The organism is Aeromonas sp. QDB25, assembly GCF_027707725.1.
GTDB classification, from domain to species: Bacteria; Pseudomonadota; Gammaproteobacteria; order Enterobacterales; family Aeromonadaceae; genus Aeromonas; species Aeromonas caviae.
Window position 1 is genome coordinate 69,099 of record NZ_JAPCIZ010000001.1, and the last position, 21,177, is coordinate 90,275.

19 protein-coding genes are annotated in these 21,177 nt (G+C 61.8%); 11 read left to right on the forward strand and 8 right to left on the reverse strand.

All coding sequences use genetic code 11. The features are described 5' to 3' along the window. The first annotated feature begins 7 nt into the window (after positions 1–7). From infB to PG883_RS00350, 6 genes are all read left to right on the forward strand, one after another. The gene (gene infB / locus PG883_RS00325; protein WP_029314767.1) at positions 8–2,710 is read left to right on the forward strand and encodes a translation initiation factor IF-2; all 2,703 of its coding nucleotides are present in this window, start codon (positions 8–10) and stop codon (positions 2,708–2,710) included. 55 nt (positions 2,711–2,765) lie between these two features. Then, entirely contained in the window at positions 2,766–3,200 is a 435-nt protein-coding gene (gene rbfA, locus PG883_RS00330; RefSeq protein ID WP_010675366.1) for a 30S ribosome-binding factor RbfA, read from the forward strand. A gap of 1 nt (position 3,201) precedes the next feature. Continuing rightward, the gene (gene truB, locus PG883_RS00335; RefSeq protein WP_010675365.1) at positions 3,202–4,152 is read left to right on the forward strand and encodes a tRNA pseudouridine(55) synthase TruB; all 951 of its coding nucleotides are present in this window, start codon (positions 3,202–3,204) and stop codon (positions 4,150–4,152) included. Positions 4,153–4,287: 135 nt separating this feature from the next. After that, complete coding sequence (gene rpsO, locus PG883_RS00340) at positions 4,288–4,557, forward strand: 30S ribosomal protein S15 (RefSeq protein ID WP_010675364.1); 270 nt, start codon at positions 4,288–4,290, stop codon at positions 4,555–4,557. A gap of 180 nt (positions 4,558–4,737) precedes the next feature. Continuing rightward, entirely contained in the window at positions 4,738–6,876 is a 2,139-nt protein-coding gene (gene pnp, locus PG883_RS00345; protein WP_029314766.1) for a polyribonucleotide nucleotidyltransferase, read from the forward strand. Positions 6,877–7,018: 142 nt separating this feature from the next. Further along, positions 7,019–8,230, forward strand: a complete 1,212-nt coding sequence (locus PG883_RS00350) for an MDR family MFS transporter (protein WP_069652097.1) — start codon at positions 7,019–7,021, stop codon at positions 8,228–8,230. A gap of 3 nt (positions 8,231–8,233) precedes the next feature. Here the strand turns inward: PG883_RS00350 and PG883_RS00355 are convergent, their stop codons facing one another. Next, positions 8,234–8,587, reverse strand: coding sequence for a DsrE/DsrF/TusD sulfur relay family protein (locus PG883_RS00355; protein WP_010675361.1), 354 nt, complete (start codon positions 8,585–8,587; stop codon positions 8,234–8,236). 160 nt (positions 8,588–8,747) lie between these two features. Between PG883_RS00355 and PG883_RS00360 the strand changes: the two genes are divergently transcribed. Further along, a complete protein-coding gene (locus PG883_RS00360; protein ID WP_270806823.1) occupies positions 8,748–9,140 on the forward strand; it encodes a DUF1090 domain-containing protein in 393 nt (130 codons plus the stop codon). Positions 9,141–9,486: 346 nt separating this feature from the next. On the opposite strand, the gene PG883_RS00365 is transcribed toward PG883_RS00360, so the two are convergent. Both PG883_RS00365 and trhP read right to left on the reverse strand, forming a co-directional pair. Further along, entirely contained in the window at positions 9,487–9,735 is a 249-nt protein-coding gene (locus tag PG883_RS00365) for a YfhL family 4Fe-4S dicluster ferredoxin (RefSeq protein ID WP_010675358.1), read from the reverse strand. A gap of 1 nt (position 9,736) precedes the next feature. Continuing rightward, the gene (gene trhP / locus PG883_RS00370; protein WP_010675357.1) at positions 9,737–11,101 is read right to left on the reverse strand and encodes a prephenate-dependent tRNA uridine(34) hydroxylase TrhP; all 1,365 of its coding nucleotides are present in this window, start codon (positions 11,099–11,101) and stop codon (positions 9,737–9,739) included. Between the two features lie 443 nt (positions 11,102–11,544). Between trhP and PG883_RS00375 the strand changes: the two genes are divergently transcribed. Next, positions 11,545–12,471 carry a L,D-transpeptidase family protein gene (locus PG883_RS00375; protein ID WP_041212511.1) on the forward strand — a complete coding sequence of 309 codons (927 nt, stop codon included), beginning with the start codon at positions 11,545–11,547 and terminating at the stop codon, positions 12,469–12,471. A 71-nt stretch (positions 12,472–12,542) separates the two neighbouring features. Here the strand turns inward: PG883_RS00375 and PG883_RS00380 are convergent, their stop codons facing one another. The 4 genes from PG883_RS00380 to fldB form a co-directional block, all read right to left on the reverse strand. Further along, on the reverse strand, positions 12,543–12,920 hold the full coding sequence (locus PG883_RS00380; RefSeq protein WP_010673739.1) for a VOC family protein: 378 nt from the start codon (positions 12,918–12,920) through the stop codon (positions 12,543–12,545). A gap of 141 nt (positions 12,921–13,061) precedes the next feature. Beyond that, positions 13,062–14,402 (reverse strand): TldD/PmbA family protein, encoded by a 1,341-nt coding sequence (locus PG883_RS00385; RefSeq protein ID WP_270806824.1) that lies wholly within the window; start codon positions 14,400–14,402, stop codon positions 13,062–13,064. Continuing rightward, complete coding sequence (locus PG883_RS00390; protein ID WP_041212515.1) at positions 14,402–15,802, reverse strand: TldD/PmbA family protein; 1,401 nt, start codon at positions 15,800–15,802, stop codon at positions 14,402–14,404. The genes PG883_RS00385 and PG883_RS00390 overlap by 1 nt, the downstream gene beginning before the upstream one ends. Before the next feature lie 618 nt (positions 15,803–16,420). Continuing rightward, complete coding sequence (gene fldB, locus PG883_RS00395; protein ID WP_041212516.1) at positions 16,421–16,939, reverse strand: flavodoxin FldB; 519 nt, start codon at positions 16,937–16,939, stop codon at positions 16,421–16,423. A gap of 183 nt (positions 16,940–17,122) precedes the next feature. Here fldB and xerD point away from each other — a divergent pair, with 183 nt between their 5' ends. Next, positions 17,123–18,022: a site-specific tyrosine recombinase XerD gene (xerD, locus tag PG883_RS00400; RefSeq protein ID WP_042014490.1), complete on the forward strand. Its 900-nt coding sequence runs from the start codon at positions 17,123–17,125 to the stop codon at positions 18,020–18,022. A gap of 72 nt (positions 18,023–18,094) precedes the next feature. Here xerD and mscL read toward each other — a convergent pair whose 3' ends face one another. After that, positions 18,095–18,505 carry a large-conductance mechanosensitive channel protein MscL gene (mscL, locus tag PG883_RS00405; protein WP_010673746.1) on the reverse strand — a complete coding sequence of 137 codons (411 nt, stop codon included), beginning with the start codon at positions 18,503–18,505 and terminating at the stop codon, positions 18,095–18,097. 259 nt (positions 18,506–18,764) lie between these two features. Between mscL and PG883_RS00410 the strand changes: the two genes are divergently transcribed. After that, on the forward strand, positions 18,765–19,469 hold the full coding sequence (locus PG883_RS00410; RefSeq protein ID WP_270806825.1) for a disulfide isomerase DsbC N-terminal domain-containing protein: 705 nt from the start codon (positions 18,765–18,767) through the stop codon (positions 19,467–19,469). Next, on the forward strand, positions 19,435–21,165 hold the full coding sequence (gene recJ, locus PG883_RS00415; RefSeq protein WP_113977473.1) for a single-stranded-DNA-specific exonuclease RecJ: 1,731 nt from the start codon (positions 19,435–19,437) through the stop codon (positions 21,163–21,165). Before PG883_RS00410 ends, recJ begins: the two co-directional genes overlap by 35 nt. Positions 21,166–21,177 lie beyond the last annotated feature (12 nt).

Below are 21,177 nucleotides of genomic sequence, written 5' to 3' on the forward strand. Positions count from 1 at the left end.
AAAATGAATGGCAGAAGTATCAGTTAAGCAACTTGCCACTGACATCGACACGCCGGTTGATCGTCTTCTCCAGCAGTTTGTCGATGCCGGCATCGTGAAGAGCAAGGCCGACGACATGGTCAGCGAGTCTGAGAAACAGACTCTGCTGGCACATCTGAAGAAACAGCATGGAGGTGACGAGGTCACCGCACCTGCTCGCATGACCTTGCAGCGCAAGACCAAGAGCACCCTGAGTGTTCAGGGGACTGGTGGCAAGAACAAGGAAGTGCAGGTAGAAGTGCGCAAGTCTCGCACCTATGTAAGACGCTCGGCGCTGGAAGATGAACAGCGCCAGGCGGAAGCCGAGGAAACAGCGCGTTTGGAAGCAGAAGAAAAAGCTCGTCGCGAGGCCGAAGAGAAGGCCCGCCTCGACGCTGAAGAGAAGGCTCGCCGTGAGGCTGAGCAGGCTCGTCGTGAAGCTGAGGAAAAGGCGCGGATCGAGGCACAACAGAAGGCTCGACAGGCTCAACAGCCCGCCAAAGCAGCCGTTAGCACAGCTCAGCAAGAGGCAGAAAAGATGGCCAAGCGCGAAGCAGAAGAACTGAAGCGCCAACAGGAACAGACAGCTTTGCAAAAAGCTGAAGAACTCGCCGCGAAGAAAGCCGAAGAGGCTCGCATCATGGCGGAACAGAATGCGGCCCGCTGGGCTGAAGAAGAAGCGGCTCGCGCCAAAGAGAGCAGCGATTACCATCTGACCACCAACAAGCACGCGCAAGCGGCCGAAGATGAGTTGGATCGTAAGGAAGAGACCAGCCGTCGCACGGCTGCCGCTGCCAAGGCGCCGAAGAAGGTCGGCCGTCGCGAAGACGACCGCAATGACCGCAACTCCCGCGATCCCCGTGCCCGCAAAGGCAAGCGTGGCAAGATGGCCATGCCGAACGCCATGAAACACGGCTTCAACAAGCCGGCTGCCGTGGTCAACCGTGACGTCGTCATCGGCGAGACCATCACAGTGGCGGAGCTCGCCAACAAGATGGCCGTCAAGGGCGTTGAAGTCATCAAGGTGATGATGAAGATGGGTGCCATGGCCACCATCAACCAGGTGATCGACCAGGAGACCGCTCAGCTGGTCGCCGAGGAGATGGGTCACAAGGTAGTGCTGCGCCGTGAGAACGAGCTGGAAGAGGCGGTACTTAGCGATCGTGACGAGACCTCCGAAGCCAAGCCGCGTGCGCCGGTCGTGACCATCATGGGTCACGTCGACCACGGCAAGACCTCGCTGCTGGACTATATCCGTAAAGCCAAGGTCGCCGCAGGCGAAGCCGGTGGCATTACCCAGCACATCGGTGCGTACCACGTACAGACCGACAGCGGCATGATCACCTTCCTGGATACCCCGGGTCACGCGGCGTTTACCTCCATGCGTGCTCGTGGTGCCAAGGCGACCGACATCGTTGTGCTGGTTGTTGCAGCTGACGACGGCGTGATGCCGCAAACCATCGAAGCTATCCAGCACGCCAAGGCGGCCGGTGTGCCGCTGGTTGTTGCGGTGAACAAGATCGACAAGCCTGAAGCGGATCCGGATCGCGTCAAGACCGAGCTGGCCCGTTACAACGTCATGTCCGAAGAGTGGGGTGGCGATTGCCAGTTCGTGCACGTCTCCGCCAAGTCTGGCGAAGGCATCGACGACCTGCTGGAAGCCATCCTGATCCAGGCCGAAGTCCTGGAGCTGAAAGCGGTGGTTGACGGCATGGCCAACGGCGTCGTGATCGAATCCTTCCTGGATAAAGGTCGTGGTCCGGTTGCCACCGTGCTGGTACAGGAAGGCACTCTGCGTCAGGGCGACATTGTGCTGTGTGGTCTTGAGTACGGCCGGGTTCGCGCCATGCGTGACGAACTGGGTCGCGAGATCAAGGAAGCAGGTCCCTCTCTGCCAGTGGAAATTCTGGGTCTGTCCGGCGTTCCCTCTGCCGGTGACGAAGCCACGGTCGTGCGTGACGAGAAGAAAGCCCGTGAAGTGGCGCTCTACCGTCAGGGCAAGTTCCGCGAAGTCAAGCTGGCTCGCCAGCAGAAGGCCAAGCTGGAAAACATGTTTGCCAACATGACTGAGGGCGAAGTGTCCGAAGTGAACGTGGTGATCAAGGCCGATGTACAAGGCTCTGTGGAAGCGATCTGCGATGCGCTGGTCAAACTCTCCACCGACGAAGTGAAGGTGAAGATCGTGGGTTCCGGCGTAGGTGGCATCACCGAAACCGACGCGACCCTGGCCGCGGCTTCCAGCGCCATCCTGGTGGGCTTCAACGTCCGTGCCGACGCTTCTGCGCGCAAGGTCATCGAATCCGAGAGCCTGGATCTGCGTTACTACTCCGTCATCTATGACCTGATCGACGAAGTGAAGCAGGCCATGAGCGGCAAGCTGGCTCCTGAGTATCGTCAGGAGATCATCGGTCTGGCTGAAGTGCGTAGCGTCTTCAAGTCGCCGAAGTTCGGCGCCGTTGCCGGCTGTATGGTTACCGAAGGTGTGGTCAAGCGTTCCAACCGCATTCGCGTTCTGCGTGACAACGTGGTTATCTATGAAGGCGAGCTGGAATCCCTGCGCCGCTTCAAGGATGACGTCAACGAAGTTCGCAACGGCTACGAGTGTGGTATCGCGGTCAAGAACTACAACGACGTGCGTGAAGGCGACCAGATCGAGGTGTACGAGACCGTTGAAATCCAGCGGACTCTGTAAGCCGAGCGTTAGACAAAATAGGGGGCCGCGGCCCCCTTTTATCGCAGGATAGAATATGGCCAGAGAATTCAGCCGGACCCGTCGGGTCGGGCAGCAGATCCAGCGTGAAATCGCGCTGATCCTGCAGCGCGAGGTGAAAGACCCGCGCATCGGCATGGTGACCGTCTCCGACGTGGAGGTCTCCAAGGACCTCAACTATGCCAAGGTTTATGTCACCTTCTTGCAACTGGAGAATGACGCCGAGCGCATCAAGGAAGGGCTCAAGGGCCTGACCGAGGCTGCCGGTTACATCCGCAGCCTGCTGGGCAGCGCCATGCGTCTGCGGGTGGTGCCCGAGCTGCGTTTCTACTACGACCAGACCCTGGTCGAGGGGATGCGCCTCTCCAACCTGGTGACCAACACTGTGCGTGAAGACAAGCGTCGCATGACTGAAGCCGGTCGTGACGAAGAGCAATCCGCACCGGATGACACGACTGAGGATAACGCCTGAGATGTCTCGTAGACGTCGTTTCAAAGGCCGTGACGTACACGGCATCCTGCTGCTGGACAAACCGACCGGCCTGACTTCCAACGATGTGTTGCAGAAGGTCAAGCGGATCTACAACGCCGCCAAGGCTGGCCATACCGGCGCCCTGGACCCCCTGGCCACCGGCATGTTGCCGATCTGCCTCGGGGAGGCCACCAAGTTCTCCCAGTATCTGCTGGAAGCGGACAAGCGCTATGAGGTGACCGCCAAGCTGGGCGAGCGCACCAATACCAGTGACTCCGACGGCGAGGTGGTTTCCACCCGCCCGGTGAACGTGGCGGTGGGCACCCTGATCGAGGCGCTGGACCAGTTCCGCGGCCCCATCATGCAGGTGCCGTCCATGTACTCCGCCCTCAAGCACAACGGCCGCCCGCTCTACGAATATGCCCGTGAAGGGATCGAGATCGAGCGGGAAGCCCGTCCCATCACCATCTTCGAACTCAAGCTGCTCGGCTTCGAGGGGGACGAGGTGAAGCTGGAAGTGCATTGCAGCAAGGGTACCTATATCCGCTCCCTGGTGGACGATCTGGGGGAAGTGCTGGGCTGTGGCGCTCACGTCACCCAGCTGCGTCGCACCCAGGTGGCGAGCTACCCCTACGAGCGGATGCTGACCCTGGAGCAGCTCGAGTGTATCTTCGAGCAGGCCAAGGCCGAAAGCATTCCGCCACGGGAGCAGCTGGATCCCCTGTTGCTGCCGATGGACACCGCTGTGGCCTCCCTGCCCGAGGTGAACATGCTGGTCGCCGTGGCCGCCTATGTGAACCAGGGTCAGGCCGTGCAGGTGGCAGGTAGCCCCCAAAGTGGCCAGGTCCGCATGACGGTTGGCCCGGAGCGCGAATTCATCGGGGTTGGCGAGATCGATGACGAGGGGCGCGTGGCGCCCAAGCGTCTGGTTCGCTACCACGACGAGGAGTGATCCTCAGGTGGTATCGGTCTGTCACGCGTCTTTCCCGTTGCGAAAAGGGGCGGGGACGATTATGATACCGCCCTCATTTCACGGCTGAATTAGAGATTGGCTGTGAACCTTTAAACACTCTACTGGAGTAATACCATGTCTCTAAATGCTGAGATCAAAGCTCAAATCGTTGCCGACAACGCTCGTGGCGCCAACGACACCGGTTCCCCCGAAGTGCAAGTTGCCCTGCTGACTGCCCAGATCAACCATCTGCAAGGTCACTTCAAGGAGCACGCCAAGGATCACCACGGTCGTCGCGGTCTGCTGCGCATGGTTTCCCAGCGTCGTAAGCTGCTGGACTACCTGAAGCGTAAAGACGTTCAGCGCTACGCTGCTCTGATCGCCAAGCTGGGTCTGCGTCGTTAATCGACCATCAGATTTCGCAAAAAAGGGGAACCGCGAGGTTCCCCTTTTTTATTGCCCGTTTCAAACAGGATGCAGGCCGTTGCCTGCCTCACAGAATTGACGTCCGCGCTTACCTTTTGATGCGAATCAAGTATACTTGCACGCGAATTTAAAGCGCCAAATTGTTAAAAGGAAATTCACGTGAATCCTATTGTAAAGTCATTCCAGTACGGTCAACACACCGTCACACTGGAAACCGGTGTGATGGCCCGTCAAGCCACTGCGGCCGTCATGGTCAGCATGGACGATACCTGTGTCTTCGTGACTGTCGTTGGCAAGAAAGAGGCCGATCACGGCCGTGATTTCTTCCCGCTGACCGTCAACTATCAGGAGCGTACCTATGCTGCTGGTCGTATCCCGGGTGGTTTCTTCCGTCGTGAAGGCCGTCCGAGCGAGGGTGAGACCCTCATCTCCCGTCTGATCGACCGTCCCATCCGTCCGCTGTTCCCGGAAGGCTTCCTCAATGAGGTTCAGGTGGTTGCCACCGTCATGTCCGTGAACCCGGCCGTTTCTCCCGACATCGTTGCCATGATCGGTGCCTCCGCGGCCCTGGCCATCTCCGGCATCCCGTTCGGCGGCCCGATCGGTGCAGCCCGCGTGGGTTACATGAACGGCCAGTACGTGCTGAACCCGACCACCACCGAACTGCCCCAGAGCGATCTGGATCTGGTGGTTGCCGGTACTGCCAATGCGGTGCTGATGGTGGAATCCGAAGCGGCCATCCTCTCCGAAGAGGTGATGCTGGGCGCCGTGGTCTACGGTCACGAGCAGATGCAGACCGTGATCAACGCCATCAATGAATTCGCTGCCGACGTCGGTACCAAGCCCTGGGACTGGACCCCGCCTGCCGTCAACGAAGCGCTGAAAGCCAAAGTTGCCGAACTGGCCACCGCTGAACTGGGTGAAGCCTACCGCATCACCGAGAAGGCTGTTCGTTACGAAACCATCGCAGCCATCAAGGGCCGCGTGGTCGAGCAAGTCATCGCATCCGGCGTGGAAGAAGATGCCAAGAAGATCGGCGAAGAGTTCCACAGCCTGGAGAGCCGCATCGTCCGTGGTCGCGTCGTACGTGGTGAGCCGCGTATCGACGGTCGCGATCCGGAAATGATCCGCGCCCTCTCCGTCGGTACCGGCATCCTGCCCCGTGCCCATGGTTCTGCCCTGTTCACCCGTGGTGAAACCCAGGCCATCGTGGTGGCCACTCTGGGTACCGAGCGTGACGCCCAGAACATCGACGAGCTGACCGGCAACCGTGCCGATCGCTTCATGCTGCACTACAACTTCCCGCCCTACTGCGTCGGCGAGACCGGCATGATGGGCAGCCCGAAGCGTCGTGAAATCGGTCACGGCCGTCTGGCCAAGCGCGGCGTTGCTGCCGTGATGCCGAGCGCCGCCGAGTTCCCGTACGTGGTGCGCGTGGTCTCTGAAATCACCGAATCCAACGGCTCCTCCTCCATGGCGTCTGTCTGTGGTTCCTCCCTGGCGCTGATGGATGCCGGTGTGCCGATCAAGGCCTCCGTTGCCGGTATCGCCATGGGTCTGGTGAAGGAAGAAGAAGGTTTCGTCGTGTTGTCCGACATCCTGGGTGACGAAGATCACCTGGGCGACATGGACTTCAAGGTAGCCGGTACCAGCGAAGGTGTGACCGCGCTGCAGATGGACATCAAGATCGAAGGCATCACCAAAGAGATCATGGAGATTGCGCTGAAGCAAGCTCGTGGCGCTCGTCTGCACATCCTGAAGGTGATGGACGAAGCTATCCAGGCTCCCCGTGCCCAGATCTCCGATTTCGCACCGCGCATCCACACCATCAAGATCAATCCTGAGAAGATCAAGGACGTGATCGGCAAGGGTGGTTCCGTGATCCGTGCACTGACCGAAGAGACCGGCACCAACATCGAGCTGGATGATGACGGTACCGTTCGCATCTCCGCCGTGGCCAACGAAGCCGCCATGGAAGCGATCCGCCGCATCGAGGCCATCACCGCCGAGATCGAAGTGAACCGCATCTACGAAGGCAAGGTCGTGCGCCTGGCTGACTTCGGCGCCTTCGTCAACATCCTGCCGGGTAAAGACGGTCTGGTGCACATCTCCCAGATCACCGATGCCCGCGTGCAGAACGTGGCCGACTTCCTGAAAATCGGCGACGTGGTGAAGGTGAAGGTACTGGAAGTGGACCGTCAGGGCCGTGTGCGTCTCTCCATCAAGGAAGCGAACGCACCGACTGAAGCGGCTGCTGCTCCTGCTGCCGTTGCCGTCGAAGAGCCGGCTGCCGAATAAGGCTGCCGTATGTGAAAGAGCCGACCCTTGGGTCGGCTTTTTTGTGCCTGTCGCCCGGCATGGCGCAGATTGTCTCCTTGTTCCTTTTGGCGCCCCTTGATATAAGGGACGACCCCGCTTCGTTGGCAAAAGGAATTGCAGCATGTCATGGGCCTACCTCAGGCAGTTTCCTTCCCTGGTCTGGATCGTCATCCTGGGCACTTTCATGGTGCGTACCACCTTCTTCATGGTCTGGCCCTTTCTCTCGATCCTGCTCTACCGTGACTACGGACTTTCGGCGACCCTGATAGGCCTGATTCTGGGGGCCACGGCGGCGCTTTCCACGCTTGTCAGCTTCTATGGCGGCTGGCTCTCGGACAAATGGGGGCGGCGCAACATCCTGCTGTTCGGCTGCCTGGTTTCCGCCGCCAGTGTGGCCCTGCTCGGCCTCTCCCACCAGGTGGGCTGGCTGGCACTCGGGGTGATCGGCAGCGGACTCTCCTACGGGCTCATCGACTCACCGGGCAAGGCACTGATGGCCGACAATCTGGCCGAGCCCAAAGCCCGTGAGCTGGCGCTGCACCTGCGTTATTTCCTGCTCAACCTGGGGGCGGCCATCGGTCCTCTGCTCGGCGTCACCTATGGCCTGAGCGCGCGTCAGGAGACCTTCCTGTTGCTCAGTGCCAGCTATCTGCTGCTTGGCATCGTCTTTGTCATCGGGTTCAGGCTGGCAGGTTGCCACACCAGCCAGGCGGCCGGGCCCGGCATGCGTGCCGTGCTGCGGGTGCTCTGGCAGGACAGGGGGTTTCTGCTGCTGATCATGGCCAATCTGCTGCTGATGCTGGTCTATGCCCAGTTCGAGTCGCCCCTCATCCAGTATCTGACCCGCGCGGGGACGCCGGAGGTGGAGCGGCTCATCGGCTGGCTGGTGACGACCAACGCGCTGACCATAGTGATGCTGCAGTTTCCCCTGCTGCACCTGACTGCCCGCTGGTCCACACGGCGCAAGCTGCAACTCGGGGTGGCGCTCTTTCTCGGCGCCCAGTTGCAGTTTGCGCTGGGGGATACCGCCATCTGGTGGCACTGGATAGTGGCGGTGATCCTCCTGAGCGTCGGGGAGTGCATCCTCTTCCCCTTGCTCAATGTGCTGATCGATCAGATGGCGCCTGGTCATTTGAAGGGGAGCTATTTCGGGGCGGCTTCCATCTCCGGACTCGGGGTGGCCATGGGGGCCTTGCTGGGAGGCTGGGTGCTGGCCCACTGGGGCGGGAGCTGGCTTTATGCCCTGATGGCGCTGCTCTGCCTGGTGATCCTGATGCTCTATGGTCTGAGTACCCGGACCTCGCGCACTGCGCTGGTCCGGGTCGGGCCCTGACGGCTAGAAGGTCAGCACCTTGTCGGCGGCCAGAGTCCATTGGGCCAGCAAGGGGAGGGTGCCTATCTCTATGCCCTCGACAAGGGGTAGCGGGGTGATGCCGCGCGCATCGGTGCAACTCTTGCAAAGCCGGATCCGGGTGCCCTGAGCCAGCAGTATCTCCAGCATCTGGCGCAGGTTGTAGCCCTCGGCCGGAGCCTGCCCGGCCAGAGCAGCAGTGACGGCATCCGACATCAGGAAGAGGTTGAGGTCTACCTTTCCCTCCTCTTTGAGGGCGATGCCGAGGCGCAGGGCATTGAACAGGGACTCGCTGCCATAGGGGGCGCCGTTGGCAATGATGAGAATGTGTTGGGTCATGTGGCTCTCCTGATTGAAAGGGCCATTGTAGCTTTGGCGAAAGCGGCCCGGCATGATGCAGAGCACACTCTGTCGTAGCCCGGCCCCGTGTGTCTTGACCTCACACAGGGAGTCAGGTCTCATGGACGGCCATCCAGTATGACAGAACAAAGAGGTTGTTATGTGGAAGATCGCCGGAATAGGCTTATTGTTGTTGGCCGGACAAGCCTATGGTAGTGAAAACATCGGCTGCAAGGCCAGACAGCAGGCCGTGACGGATCAGCTTGCGTTCGCCAGGGCGCACAACAACCAGGAGCAGGTAGCCGGCCTTGAGCGGGCACTGCGCAACCTGGAGGCCCATTGTACCGATGCCGGGCTCCTTGAGGAGCAGCAGCGCAAGGTGGTCAAGCAGAGGGAAGAAGTGGAAGAGCGGCTGGCCGAGTTGCAGAGCGCACGGGTATTGGGCAAGCCGGACAAGATTGCCAAGAAGCAGTCCAAGCTGGAGGAGTCCCAGGCCGAGTTGCTGGAAGCCCAGCGCGAACTCGAGGCGCTGCAAAAACTGGTCAAACCCTGAGGGAAGGGCAGCGCAATAGAAAAAGCCGGGCATGCCCGGCTTTTTCTATTTTTGGATAATGCACTCTGCGAGTGTCAGACGCTGACTGCCTGTGCATCCGCACGAACTTTTCCATCAACTGATCTTCGGTTTCCACCCTATGGACGGGATCTCGGAGGATGCCGCACATGGGGCACAGACGCTGATGCAGGCGTTACTGCCTGTGCATCCGCACGAATTTCTCCATCAGCTGATCTTCGGTTTCCACCCTATGGACGGGATCCCGGAGGATGCCGTACAAGGGGCGCAGACGCTGATGCAGGCGTTACTGCTACTGCTACTGCTACTGCTACTGCTACTGCTACTGCTACTGCCTGTGCATCCGCACAAACTTTTCCATCAGCTGATCTTCGGTCTCCACGTGGGCGGGATCCCAGATGATGCAGTCGATGGGGCAGACGCTGATGCAGGTGGGCTTCTCATAGTGGCCGACGCATTCGGTGCAGCGATCCGGGTCTATCTCGTAGATCTTGCTCCCCAGGGTGATGGCCTGGTTCGGACACTCCGGATCGCACATGTCACAGTTGATGCACTTGTCGGTGATGAGCAGTGCCATCTCAGGCCGCCGAGTGAGGTTGACGGGTATCCTCGCGCTCGCCGAGGTTGCGCAGCAGGATGCCGTAATTCACGTCGATCTCCTTGGGAACCGGCACGTAGACCACGTGGCCGTTGCCCGGCGCGGTGTCGATGAGCTCGCCCTTGCGGTTCTGCATCTGCTCCAGGTTGAAGCTGAGGTTGCCCTGGGGGGTCATCAGCTCCAGGCTGTTGCCCAGCAGGAACTTGTTCTTCACCTCGACTTCGACCATGTCACCATTGCGACCGGTGATCTCGCCGACGAACTGCTGGGTGTCGGAGACGGAGTAACCGTAGTCGTAGTTCTGGTATTCGCTGTGGTTGTGACGGCGCAGGAAGCCCTCGGTGTAGCCGCGGTGGGCCAGGTTCTCGAGGGTGCCCATCAGGGTCGGATCGAACGGACGGCCAGCCACCGCATCGTCGATGGCCTTGCGATAGACCTGGGCGGTACGGGCGCAGTAGTAGAAGGACTTGGTACGGCCTTCGATTTTCAGGGAATGAACGCCCATTTTGGTCAGGCGCTCAACGTGCTCGACGGCGCGCAGATCCTTGGAGTTCATGATGTAGGTGCCGTGCTCGTCTTCAAACGCAGTCATGAACTCGCCCGGGCGGTTGGACTCTTCCAGCAGCACCAGGGCATCGGTCGGCTTGCCTGCGCCCAGGGTCGGATCCACCTTTTGCACGGCGATGGGCTCCTGGCGGTGGACGATCTGGCCCACGTCATCTTCCTTGCCCTCGTGCACCTTGTACTCCCAGCGGCAGGAGTTGGTGCAGGTACCCTGGTTGGGGTCACGCTTGTTGATGTAGCCGGAGAGCAGGCAGCGGCCGGAGTAGGCCATGCACAGCGCCCCGTGGACGAAGACTTCCAGTTCCATCTCCGGCACCTGCATGCGGATCTCCTCGATCTCGTCGAGAGACAGCTCGCGGGAGAGGATGGCACGGGTCAGTCCCATCTGATGCCAGAACTTCACCGTGGCCCAGTTGACCGCGTTGGCCTGCACCGAGAGGTGGATAGGCATGTCGGGGAAGGCTTCGCGCATCATCATGATGAGGCCGGGGTCGGACATGATGAGTGCATCCGGCTTCATATCCACCACGGGGCGCATGTCGCGGATGAAGGTCTTGAGCTTGGAGTTGTGGGGCTGGATGTTGGCCACCACATAGAACTGCTTGCCGAGGGCATGGGCCTCGTTGATGCCGAGCTGCAGATTCTCGTGATCGAATTCGTTGTTGCGTACCCGCAGGCTGTAGCGCGGCTGGCCCGCATAGACGGCGTCTGCGCCATAGGCATAGGCGTAGCGCATGTTCTTGAGGGTCCCGGCAGGGGAGAGCAATTCTGGTCTGAACATGTTGGACTCTTTTATCTGATTGCAAATCAGGACGGCGCCACCTGATGGCGTCGTGTGGGTTCATCGGTGGCGCGACCGTCTTCGACGCACGGCCATCCGATGGGGGTACATCGGAGCAGGAGGTGACTCGATACTCCGGATATACGGGGTGCGAGATTGTACTCGTGACCGCCTCGTCATGCAATTTGGGACGACCCTGGCATGCCTGCGCCATGTTCATTTTACGCTCAGACTGGGGTTGCTAGAGTACAAGGGGTGAAAGAGGCCCCCGAGTTGGCAGTGAAATGGATCTTTTCGGCGAAAAAGACCATCTCCAAGTTGAAATTTTGCCCTGCTCGGGAAAGAATGCGCGCTCGGTTGTTGGTCCCCGGTGACGGGGCCACAAGAGACCGATGATGAGCAGGGCAAAGGCCCACAGGAACAGGAAACCATACAGGAATTTTATGAATCCCCTTCGCATTGCCGCTTCGGCTCTTTTATGTACGCTGGCGCTGGTCAGCCAGCAGGCCGCCGCCGTTGAATACCAGCTGCCTGCAGCCAACAGCCGCCTGATTGGTGAGAACCAGGAATACGTGGTGCCCGCAGACAACCGTCCGCTGGAGCAGATCGCCTCCGACTTCCAGCTGGGTCTGACCAACATCATGGAAGCCAACCCGGGCGTCGACCCCTACCTGCCCAAGGCGGGCAGCACGCTGATCATTCCCCATCAGCTGATCCTGCCCAACGCTCCCCGCGAAGGGATCGTCATCAACGTGGCGGAGATGCGTCTCTACTACTACCCGAAGGGCAAGAACGTGGTGCATGTGCTGCCCATCGGCATCGGCCAGCTCGGGGTCAACACCCCGGAGAACTGGATCACCAAGGTTGAACGCAAGCGTGCCAACCCGACCTGGACCCCGACCGAGAATATCCGTCGCCGCTACGCCGCCCAGGGCAAGACCCTGCCCGCGGTCTGGCCGGCCGGCCCGGACAACCCCATGGGCCTGCACGCGCTCTACATCGGCAACCTGTACGCCATCCACGGCACCAACGCCACCTTCGGTATCGGTTTGCGGGTGAGCAGCGGCTGCGTGCGCCTGCGCGCCGACGACATCAAGTACCTGTTCGATCATGTGCCGGTCGGCACCCGCGTCCAGTTCGTCAACCAGCCGGTCAAGACCACGGTCGAGCCGGATGGCGGTCGCTACATGGAAGTGCACGAGCCGCTGTCGCGCACCGAGGAAGAGTTCAACTCCACCGCCTCCGTGCCGCTGCCCATGACCCCGGCTACCACCCGCTTCATCGCCCATGCTGACAGCGATTCCAACGTGGTCAAGCAGGTGCTGGAACAGCGTACCGGCATCCCGACCCGCCTCAATCCAGAGGCGTAATGGCCGGCAAGTGCAGTTAAACAACAACGGCGACCTGATGGTCGCCGTTGTTGTTTCTGCATATCCGGACGTCAGCTGGCTGGTGGGGCATAGAGGGCAAGCCAGTTGCCTTCGGTATCCTCGATGATGACCCTGGACCCATGACCACTGCCGATGCTGTGCAGAGGCTCCAGCACCCGCCCGCCGAGCCGGGGGACCAGCAGCTCCGCCTCCTGCAGCCTGTCACCGAGGGAGAGATAGATGAGGGGACCGGCACCGCCGGGCTGGTGATATTTGTCCATGGGGCCGAGACAGGCCGCCGCGTTGCTGCCGTCGTGGCGCAGCATGGCAAAGCGCATGGTCTCTTCCTGGATGGGGGTGACCTGCACATCGAGCAGGGCCGAGTAGAAGTCCATGGCGCGATCCAGATCCCGTGTCGGAATGTCGGCCCAGACCAGGGTGTTGTCCATCGTCGTATTCTCCAGAGTTCCCGGCCAACGCGGTCGGTGGCTCTTTGAGGTTAGAAGTGGCTGTCGGGGGGCGCCATGGATAAAAAAAGCGGAGCCTGATGGCGCCGCTTGAAGGGGGAAGAGCCGAGTAAGGCTCCCCTCTTATTTGCCGGCAATGCTGAGCCCGCCAAAGCGGATCAGCGGGGCATAGAAGTCCTTGCCATCGTCGTGGTGCAGCTGGTTGCCGACCGCTTCCAGCTCCCCGAGCAGACGATAGAAGTTGCCCGCCACCGTGATGCCGCGTACCGGTGCCACGCGCTCGCCATTTCGGCAGAGGAAGCCGGAGGCGCCGAACGAGAAGTCGCCGCTCACCGCATCGGCCCCGGAGTGCAGGCCGTCCAGCTTGACCAGCTCCAGGTACTCACCGCTTTGTACCTCGGCCTCGCCGTGGGGGCCGAGCCCGAACACCAGGTGACGAGGGGCCACGTCCAGGGCACTGCGGGCACTTCGGGCGGCTGCACCGTTGCTTGTCACGCCGAAGTGGCGGGCGGTGGCGCTGTTGTGCAGCAGGGTCTTGAGCTCCCCCTCGCCGATGAGCAGGAGATCCGAAGTGGCGGCCCCTTCGCCGTCAAACGCCTTGATCTTCATGCCCCCCGGCATATAGGCACGACTCTCCAGGGTGAGCCAGCGAGAAGCCACGCTTTGGCCCAGCTTGTCGCGCCAGGGGTTGATCCCCTGCTGGGCCCACTTGCCAGACAGGGCGGACTGGAAGCAGCCAAACAGGCTGGCAAAGCAGTGGGTGCTGAAGATGACGCTGTAGCGACCGCTTAGCACCGCCTCACCCATCAGCAGGCCATCGGCCACGGCGTGGATCTGGCGGATGAGAGGCTGGCTCTCCAACTCGTCGAAGCGCCGTGCGTACTGTCCCTGGTAGTGCATGGACTGGCGGCCCTCTCGCTCGATGAGAGCGGAGCTGTGGCAGCCGACGCTGAACTCCTGATGTTCGCAGACGCTGCCCTGGCTGTTGGCAAGCCAGAAGCGGCTCTCCCCCTCGAAGAAGCCGTTGTAGGGGGCGCCGGTCACGTCCGGCAGGGCCAGCATGTCGGACTCGAGGCGCAGGGTCAGGGCGATCTTCTCTTCCACCGCCGTGGTGTCGGCCTGATGTATTTCGGCGCAGTCGGTGATGAGCCTGCTCTGCTGCACTGTGATGCGCTGATCCGGGTCCACCTTGGCGAAGTGGCTCGCATCGAGCGCATCCTGCACCATGGCGTCCAGGGCCGACGCGTCGAGGGACTCGGAATAGGCGATGCCGACCCGGCCTTCCTTGATGAGGCGAATGCCGATTTGCTGGCTGCTGGTGACCTTGTATTCACTGAGTTCGCCCTTGTCGGCCTTGAGGGAGAAGGCCTTCTCCTGATTGGCGATGACGTCTGCCTCGGCACCCAGATCGGCGACCTGCTCCAGCAGACGGGCAAGCAGTTGGTTCATGTTGAGTTGGCTCATCAGGCGTTCCCTCCGACCAGGATATTGTCAACCTTGAGCGGCGGCTGGCCGACCGAGGCGGGAATGGATCCGGAGACCGAGCCGCACATGCCGGCGGAGAGGGCCAGATCGCGCCCCACCATGGAGATCTCCTTCAATACCTGCGGGCCGGTGCCGATCAGGGTGGCCGACTTGAGGGGCCGGGTGATCCTGCCCCCCTCGATGAGGTAGGCCTCCTGCACGTTGAAGTTGAACTCGCCGGTACCGGGCTGCACAGAGCCACCCCCCATCCGCTTGGCATAGATGCCGTGTTCCACGGTTGCCAGCATGTCGTCGAGGCTGTAGTTGCCCGGCTCGATATAGGTGTTGCGCATGCGGGAGGCGGGGGCGAACTTGTAGGATTCCCGGCGCCCGGAGCCGGTGCGGGCGTAGCCGGTGCGAAGGGCCCCCATTCTGTCCACCAGGAAGCCGGTCAGCACGCCGTCCTTGATGAGCTGGGTGTGCTGGGTCGCCATCCCCTCGTCATCGACGTTGATGGAGCCCCAGGCGTTGCCCTGCAAGCCCTCGTCCACCGCGCTGACCGCGGGGTTGGCGATGAGCTGGCCCATCTTGTCGTGGAATACGGATGCCTTCTTGGCCACGGAGGTAGTCTCCAGCAGGTGACCGCACGCTTCGTGGAAGATGACGCCGCCAAAGCCGCTCTCCATGATGACCGGCAGCTTGCCGCTCGGGCAGGGGGCGGCGCCCAGCTTTACCAGTGCCTGGCGGGTGGCGGTGAGAGCCAGCTCGCGGGGGTCGATGCTCTCGGCATGCTCCCATCCCTTCATGGCACCGGGGGCTTCATAACCTACGCTCTGCTCGCCCCCGTCCAGGGCGATGGTCTGGGCCATGATGCGGTTGTAGTGGCGGCGATCGCTCACCTGCACCCCTTCGCTGTTGAAGATCTCCACCTCCTGCTCCCAGCCGAGCACGTTGCCCGAGAACTGGCTCACCTTGTCGCTCTCGGCGCGGGCCGCAGCGTCCATGGCATGCAGGTAGGCGATCTTCTGCTCCAGCAGCTTGTCGGCCGACAGCGGCAGAGCGATGGGGTTGCGGTCGGTCAGGCGGGTGAAGTCAAAGGCAGTAGCGGTGACCACGGGGTCACGCCTGTCCTTGGCCGCCAGCAGGGTAACGATGCGCAAGAGCTCGTTGCGATCGGCCAGATTGGTGTAGCCATAGAGCACCTTGTGGCCGTAGCACAGGCGAACGCCGATACCGAAGTCGAGACCACCGCTGATGTTCTCTATCTGGCTGGAGAGCAGGCTGAGCTGGCTGCGGCGCTTGCGCTCCACAAACAGCTCGGCGAAGTCGGCACCCAGAGCCAGCGCGTGATCGAGCACGTCGCGGGCGATGGCGGGGGCCAATAGGGAGAATGAAGTCATAGAATATCCTTTTCTGGTCTGTCCGTTTGCTTCCGACACCCGGCGTTGTGTTGTTATGGGGTGTCGACCTCATTGTTGCAGACCAGAAGCAAAAAGTCGCTATAGCGTCAGCCGATGATACCAAACGAGAAAATCGGTGCGATTTATGCGCCCGGCAGCCCGAGCGCAGGCTACCGGCAGGGGAGGTTGGCGCCGCTCATGGCGCTCGCTTGATATGAGGTCGCCCCACTGCTCGATACGGGGTCGGTCTGGTCGTCCATTGGCTGGCGTCGTTGAACATCCAGGCGATCAGGGTCAGAGCAGTTCGTGGATCTCGCTCAGGATCTGGTCGACCCACTGCTCGATGCGGGGTCGGTCTGGTCGTCCATTGGCCGGCGTCGTCGAACATCCAGGCGATCAGGGTCAGAGCAGTGCGTGGATCTCGCTCAGGATCTGGTCGACCCACTGCTCGATGCGGGGTCGGTCTGGTCGTCCATTGGCTGGCGTCGTCGAACATCCAGGCGATCAGGATCAGAGCAGTTCGTGGAGCTCGCTCAGGATCTGGTCGACCCACTGCTCGATGCGGGGTCGGTCTGGTCGTCCATTGGCTGGCGTCGTCGAACATCCAGACGGCCAGGGTCAGAGCAGTTCGTGGATCTCGCTCAGGATCTGGTCGACCCACTGCTCGATGCGGGACTCGGTCTGGTCGTACTGGTTGGCGTCATCGAGGGCCAGCCCGACGAAGTGACGGCCATCGTCGATGAGCGCCTTGGAGGCGTCAAACTCGTACCCCTCGTTGGGCCAGTAGCCCACCAGCTTGACACCCTTGGGGACCAGCTGATCGTGCAGCAGGCCGAGGGCATCCTGATACCACTCCCCATAGCCCAGCTGATCGCCCATGCCAAACAGGGCGATGATGCGTCCCTCCAGATGCAGGTCGGCGATGTCTTCCCAGCGGGATTCCCAGTCCTCCTGCAGCTCGCCGAAGTCCCAGGTGGAGATGCCCAGGATCAGGATGTCGTACTCCTGCATGCGGGCGAGGGGCACATCCTTGATGTTGTGGAGATCGACCAGCTCGGGGCCGATGAGGGCGCGGATCTTCTCGGCGGCCATCTCGGTGTAGCAGGTGGTGGAGCCATAAAACAAACCTATCTTCATCGCTCTTCTCTTGATCGCAGTCGGCAAGGGGCGTGACCGGCACAGCGGCGCCCGGGGGGAGGGCGCCAGTCTAGCAGATTGCGCCGGGCTCTTCACCGCCTGAGGGGGTGTGCAGCCTTGCCTTGCGGCCCGGGTGGGTCGGCACGTTACAATGGCGACCTGTTTCCCTGAGCGCGGCGCACCATGAGCAAAGCAGAATCCCATCCCCTGATCGAGCCGTTTCTCGACGCCCTCTGGCTGGAGCGGGGGCTTTCCGACAACACGGTCAGCTCCTATCGCACCGACCTGGAAAAATTTGCCCTCTGGCTCGATGAGCAAGGCGGTTCCCTGCTGCTGGCGGGGCTGGACGACATCCAGCACTACCTCGCCTGGCGGGTCGACCACCAGTTCGCGGCCAGCAGTACGGCCCGTTTCCTCTCGGCCCTGCGCCGCTTCTACCAGTACCTCAATCGCGAGAAGCTGCGCAGCGACGATCCCACCGTGCTGCTGGAGGGGCCAAAGCTCCCCAAAAAGCTGCCATCGGATCTGAGCGAAGCCGAGGTGGAGGCGCTGCTGCAAGCGCCCCTGGTGGACGACCCGCTGGAGCTGCGGGACAAGGCGATGCTCGAGCTGCTCTACGCCACCGGGCTGCGGGTGTCCGAGCTGGTGGGGCTGACCGCCGAACACGTCAGCCTGCGCCAGGGGCTGGTGCGAGTGGTGGGCAAGGGCAACAAGGAGCGCCTGGTCCCCATGGGGGAGGAGGCGGTGCACTGGCTGGAGCGCTACTACCGGGAGGGGCGCACCCTGCTGCTGGGTGGCACCAGCTCGGACGTGGTGTTCCCCTCCAAGCGGGCCCGGATGATGACCCGCCAGACCTTCTGGCACCGCATCAAGCTCTATGCCCTGAGAGCCGGCATCAGGGGGGAACTCTCTCCCCACACCCTGCGTCATGCCTTCGCCACCCACCTGCTCAATCACGGCGCCGATCTGCGAGTGGTGCAGATGCTGCTGGGCCACGCGGATCTCTCCACCACCCAGATCTATACCCACGTGGCCAACGAGCGGCTCAAGGCACTGCACGGCCAGCACCACCCCAGAGCCTGATCGCCTCATCGGCCTTGCAACAAAAAACCGCCCGAAGGCGGTTTTTTTCAGCACACGACAGGGAGGAAACGGTTATTTCCCCTGCTGGGATTTCAGCAAGTCGCGGATCTCGGTCAGCAGCTCCTGATCCTTGGTGGGGCCGGCCGGGGCAGCGGCTTCCTCTTCCTGCTTCTTCTTCAGGGTGTTGATGGCCTTGAGCCCCATGAAGATGGCGAAGGAGATGATCAGGAAGTCGATACAGGTCTGGATGAACTTGCCGTAGGCGATGACCACGGCAGGGGCATCCCCTTCGGCGGCCTTCAGGGTCACGGCGAGATCGCTGAAATCCACGCCCCCCAGGATCAGCCCGATGGGGGGCATGATCACGTCTCCCACGAAGGAGGAGACAATCTTGCCAAAGGCGGCACCTATGATGATACCGACCGCCATGTCGATCACATTGCCCCTGGATGCAAAGGCCTTGAACTCTTGAATCAGACTCATTTTTCCCCCTAGAAATGGACGACGTGCCACCTGAGCGCACGTCGATTTGAATAATAAAACATCAGCAAAACAGAGGGATGACTAAAGATGTCTCCCGTCGTCCTGATTAGCTTGCGGGGCTCAAGCCCGATTGGCAACCTGTCATCCCGTGATTTTTTCTTGCGGACGTTATTAATCGATCAATAATTAAGGTCTTTGGGAGAGGGAATTGTCTGGGTTACCTTATGAGGCCCTTCAATCATGCCAAGTGAATGAGCTGATGCGATATTTACTGCTGGGAATGATGCTGCTGTGCGCTTTTGCGGCCAGCGCCGGGATGGACCCCCATGTGTTGAAACAGACCATAGAGCAGCGCCTCGGTGTGCAGGTCTACCTGGTGGACGAGACCCCCATGCCGGGCCTTTATCTGCTGGGCACGGCCCAGGGACTGCTCTATAGCGATGCCAGGGGAGACTATGTGCTGCAGGGCTCCATGCTGGATCTGGCCCACGACATGAGAAACCTCACCCGGCTCAGCCAGCAGCAGCAACGCAGGCTGGCGCTCTCCCAGATAGGGGAGGCCCGGCTCTGGCTCAAGGCCACCCCTGAACGCCACCGCCTCACCCTGTTTACCGATCTCGCCTGCGGTCCTTGCCGCATCGCGCTGGAGGAATTGCCCCGCTTGCAGGCGAGGGGCGTGAGCGTGCAACTGCTGCCTGCGCCTGTCGCCGCCTCGGATCATGCTAGCTGGTGCGATCCCGGGCTGCTGCGCGGACTCAACTTCAGCGATCGTTTGCCTGAGAGCGGCTGTAATGCGATCCTTGCCCATCATATCGGCCTGAGCCAATGGCTCGGGATCAAGGCGTCACCGAGCTGGGTTCTGCCCAATGGCGACCTGGTGCGCGGTTACCAGAGCCCCGAACAACTGCTCAAGATACTGGATCACATCAATGCCCCTGCAAATCCGTCGTCGTCCGCGAGTTGATGATTCCCATCTGCCCGCCACCCTGCACCCGCTACTTCGCCAGATCTTCGCCAGCCGCGGGGTAGAAGACCCTGCCCTGCTGGAGCGCAGCGCCAACCAGCTGCTGCCGCCCCAGCGTCTGTTCGGCATGGCGCAGGCGGTGCCGCTGCTGGCCGAGGCGCTGACGGCGCAAAAACGCATTCTCATCGTCGGTGACTTTGACTGCGACGGCGCCACCAGCTCGGCGCTGTGCGTGCTGGCCTTGCGCGCCATGGGGGGGCACCACATCGATTTTCTGGTGCCCAACCGCTTCGAGTTCGGCTATGGCCTCACCCCGGAGATCGTCGAGCTGGCGGTGGCCCGCGGCGCCGAGTTCCTGATCACGGTGGACAACGGCATCTCCAGCATCGCCGGGGTGGCGGCGGCCAAGGCGGCAGGCATGCAGGTACTGGTTACCGATCACCATTTGCCGGGTCAGGAGCTGCCTGACGCCGACGCGATAGTGAACCCCAACCAGCATGGCTGCGACTTCCCCTCCAAGTCCCTGGCCGGGGTCGGGGTCGCCTTCTATCTGATGGCGGCCCTCAACACCCATCTGCGCCAGAGCGGCTGGTATGAGCGCCAGGGGCTGCGCGCCCCCAACGTGGCGGATTACCTGGATCTGGTGGCGCTCGGCACCGTGGCCGACGTGGTGGCGCTCGATGGCAACAACCGCATTCTGGTCCATCAGGGTTTGCAGCGGATCCGGGCCGGCCGTTGTCGCCCCGGCATCCAGGCGCTGGTGGATGTGTCGGGCCGCGACGGTCGTCGCCTGTGCGCTGCCGATCTCGGCTTTGCGCTGGGGCCGCGCCTCAACGCGGTGGGCCGGCTCGATGACATGTCCCTCGGAGTCGCCTGTCTGCTCTGTGACGACATCAACCTGGCGCGCCAGTTCGCCTCCGAAATGGACAGCCTCAACCAGGAGCGCAAGGAGATCGAGCAGGGGATGCAGCAGGAGGCGCTCGCCACCCTGGAGCAGATCCGTTTTCGTGACGGCGAGGTGCCCTCCGGCATTGTGCTGCACCGAAACGAGTGGCATCAGGGGGTGGTGGGGCTGGTGGCCTCCAAGGTGAAGGAGAAGTACTACCGCCCGGTCATCGCCTTTGCCGAGAGCAGCGAGACCGAGCTCAAGGGATCCGGGCGCTCCATCCCTGGGGTGCACCTGCGCGATGCGCTGGAACTGCTCGATACCCGCCACCCCGGCTTGATGGGCAAGTTTGGCGGCCACGCCATGGCGGCCGGGTTGACCCTGCCCAAGGCCAATATCGAGGCCTTCGGTCGGGCCTTCGAGGCGGTCATCGGCGAGCTGGTGACCCCTGAGCTCTTGACCGGGGTGCTGCTCACCGATGGCGAGCTGCTGCCCGATGAACTGAGTCTGGAGCTGGCGGAGCTTATTCGCGCCTCCGGCCCCTGGGGTCAGGCCTTCCCCGAGCCGCTGTTTGACGGGGAATTCGTGCTGGTGCAGCAGCGGCTGGTGGGGGAGAAGCACCTCAAGATGATGCTGACCACGGATTCCGGCCACGCGGTGGATGCCATCGCCTTTGGCGTCGACTTGCAGCGCTGGCCCGATGCCTCGGTGAAGCGGGTGCGGCTGGTCTACCGGCTCGACGTCAACGAGTGGCGTGGCAACCGCAGCGTGCAGCTGCTGGTGGAGCATCTGGAAGCCGCCGGCCTCTGATCCCGCGAGTCT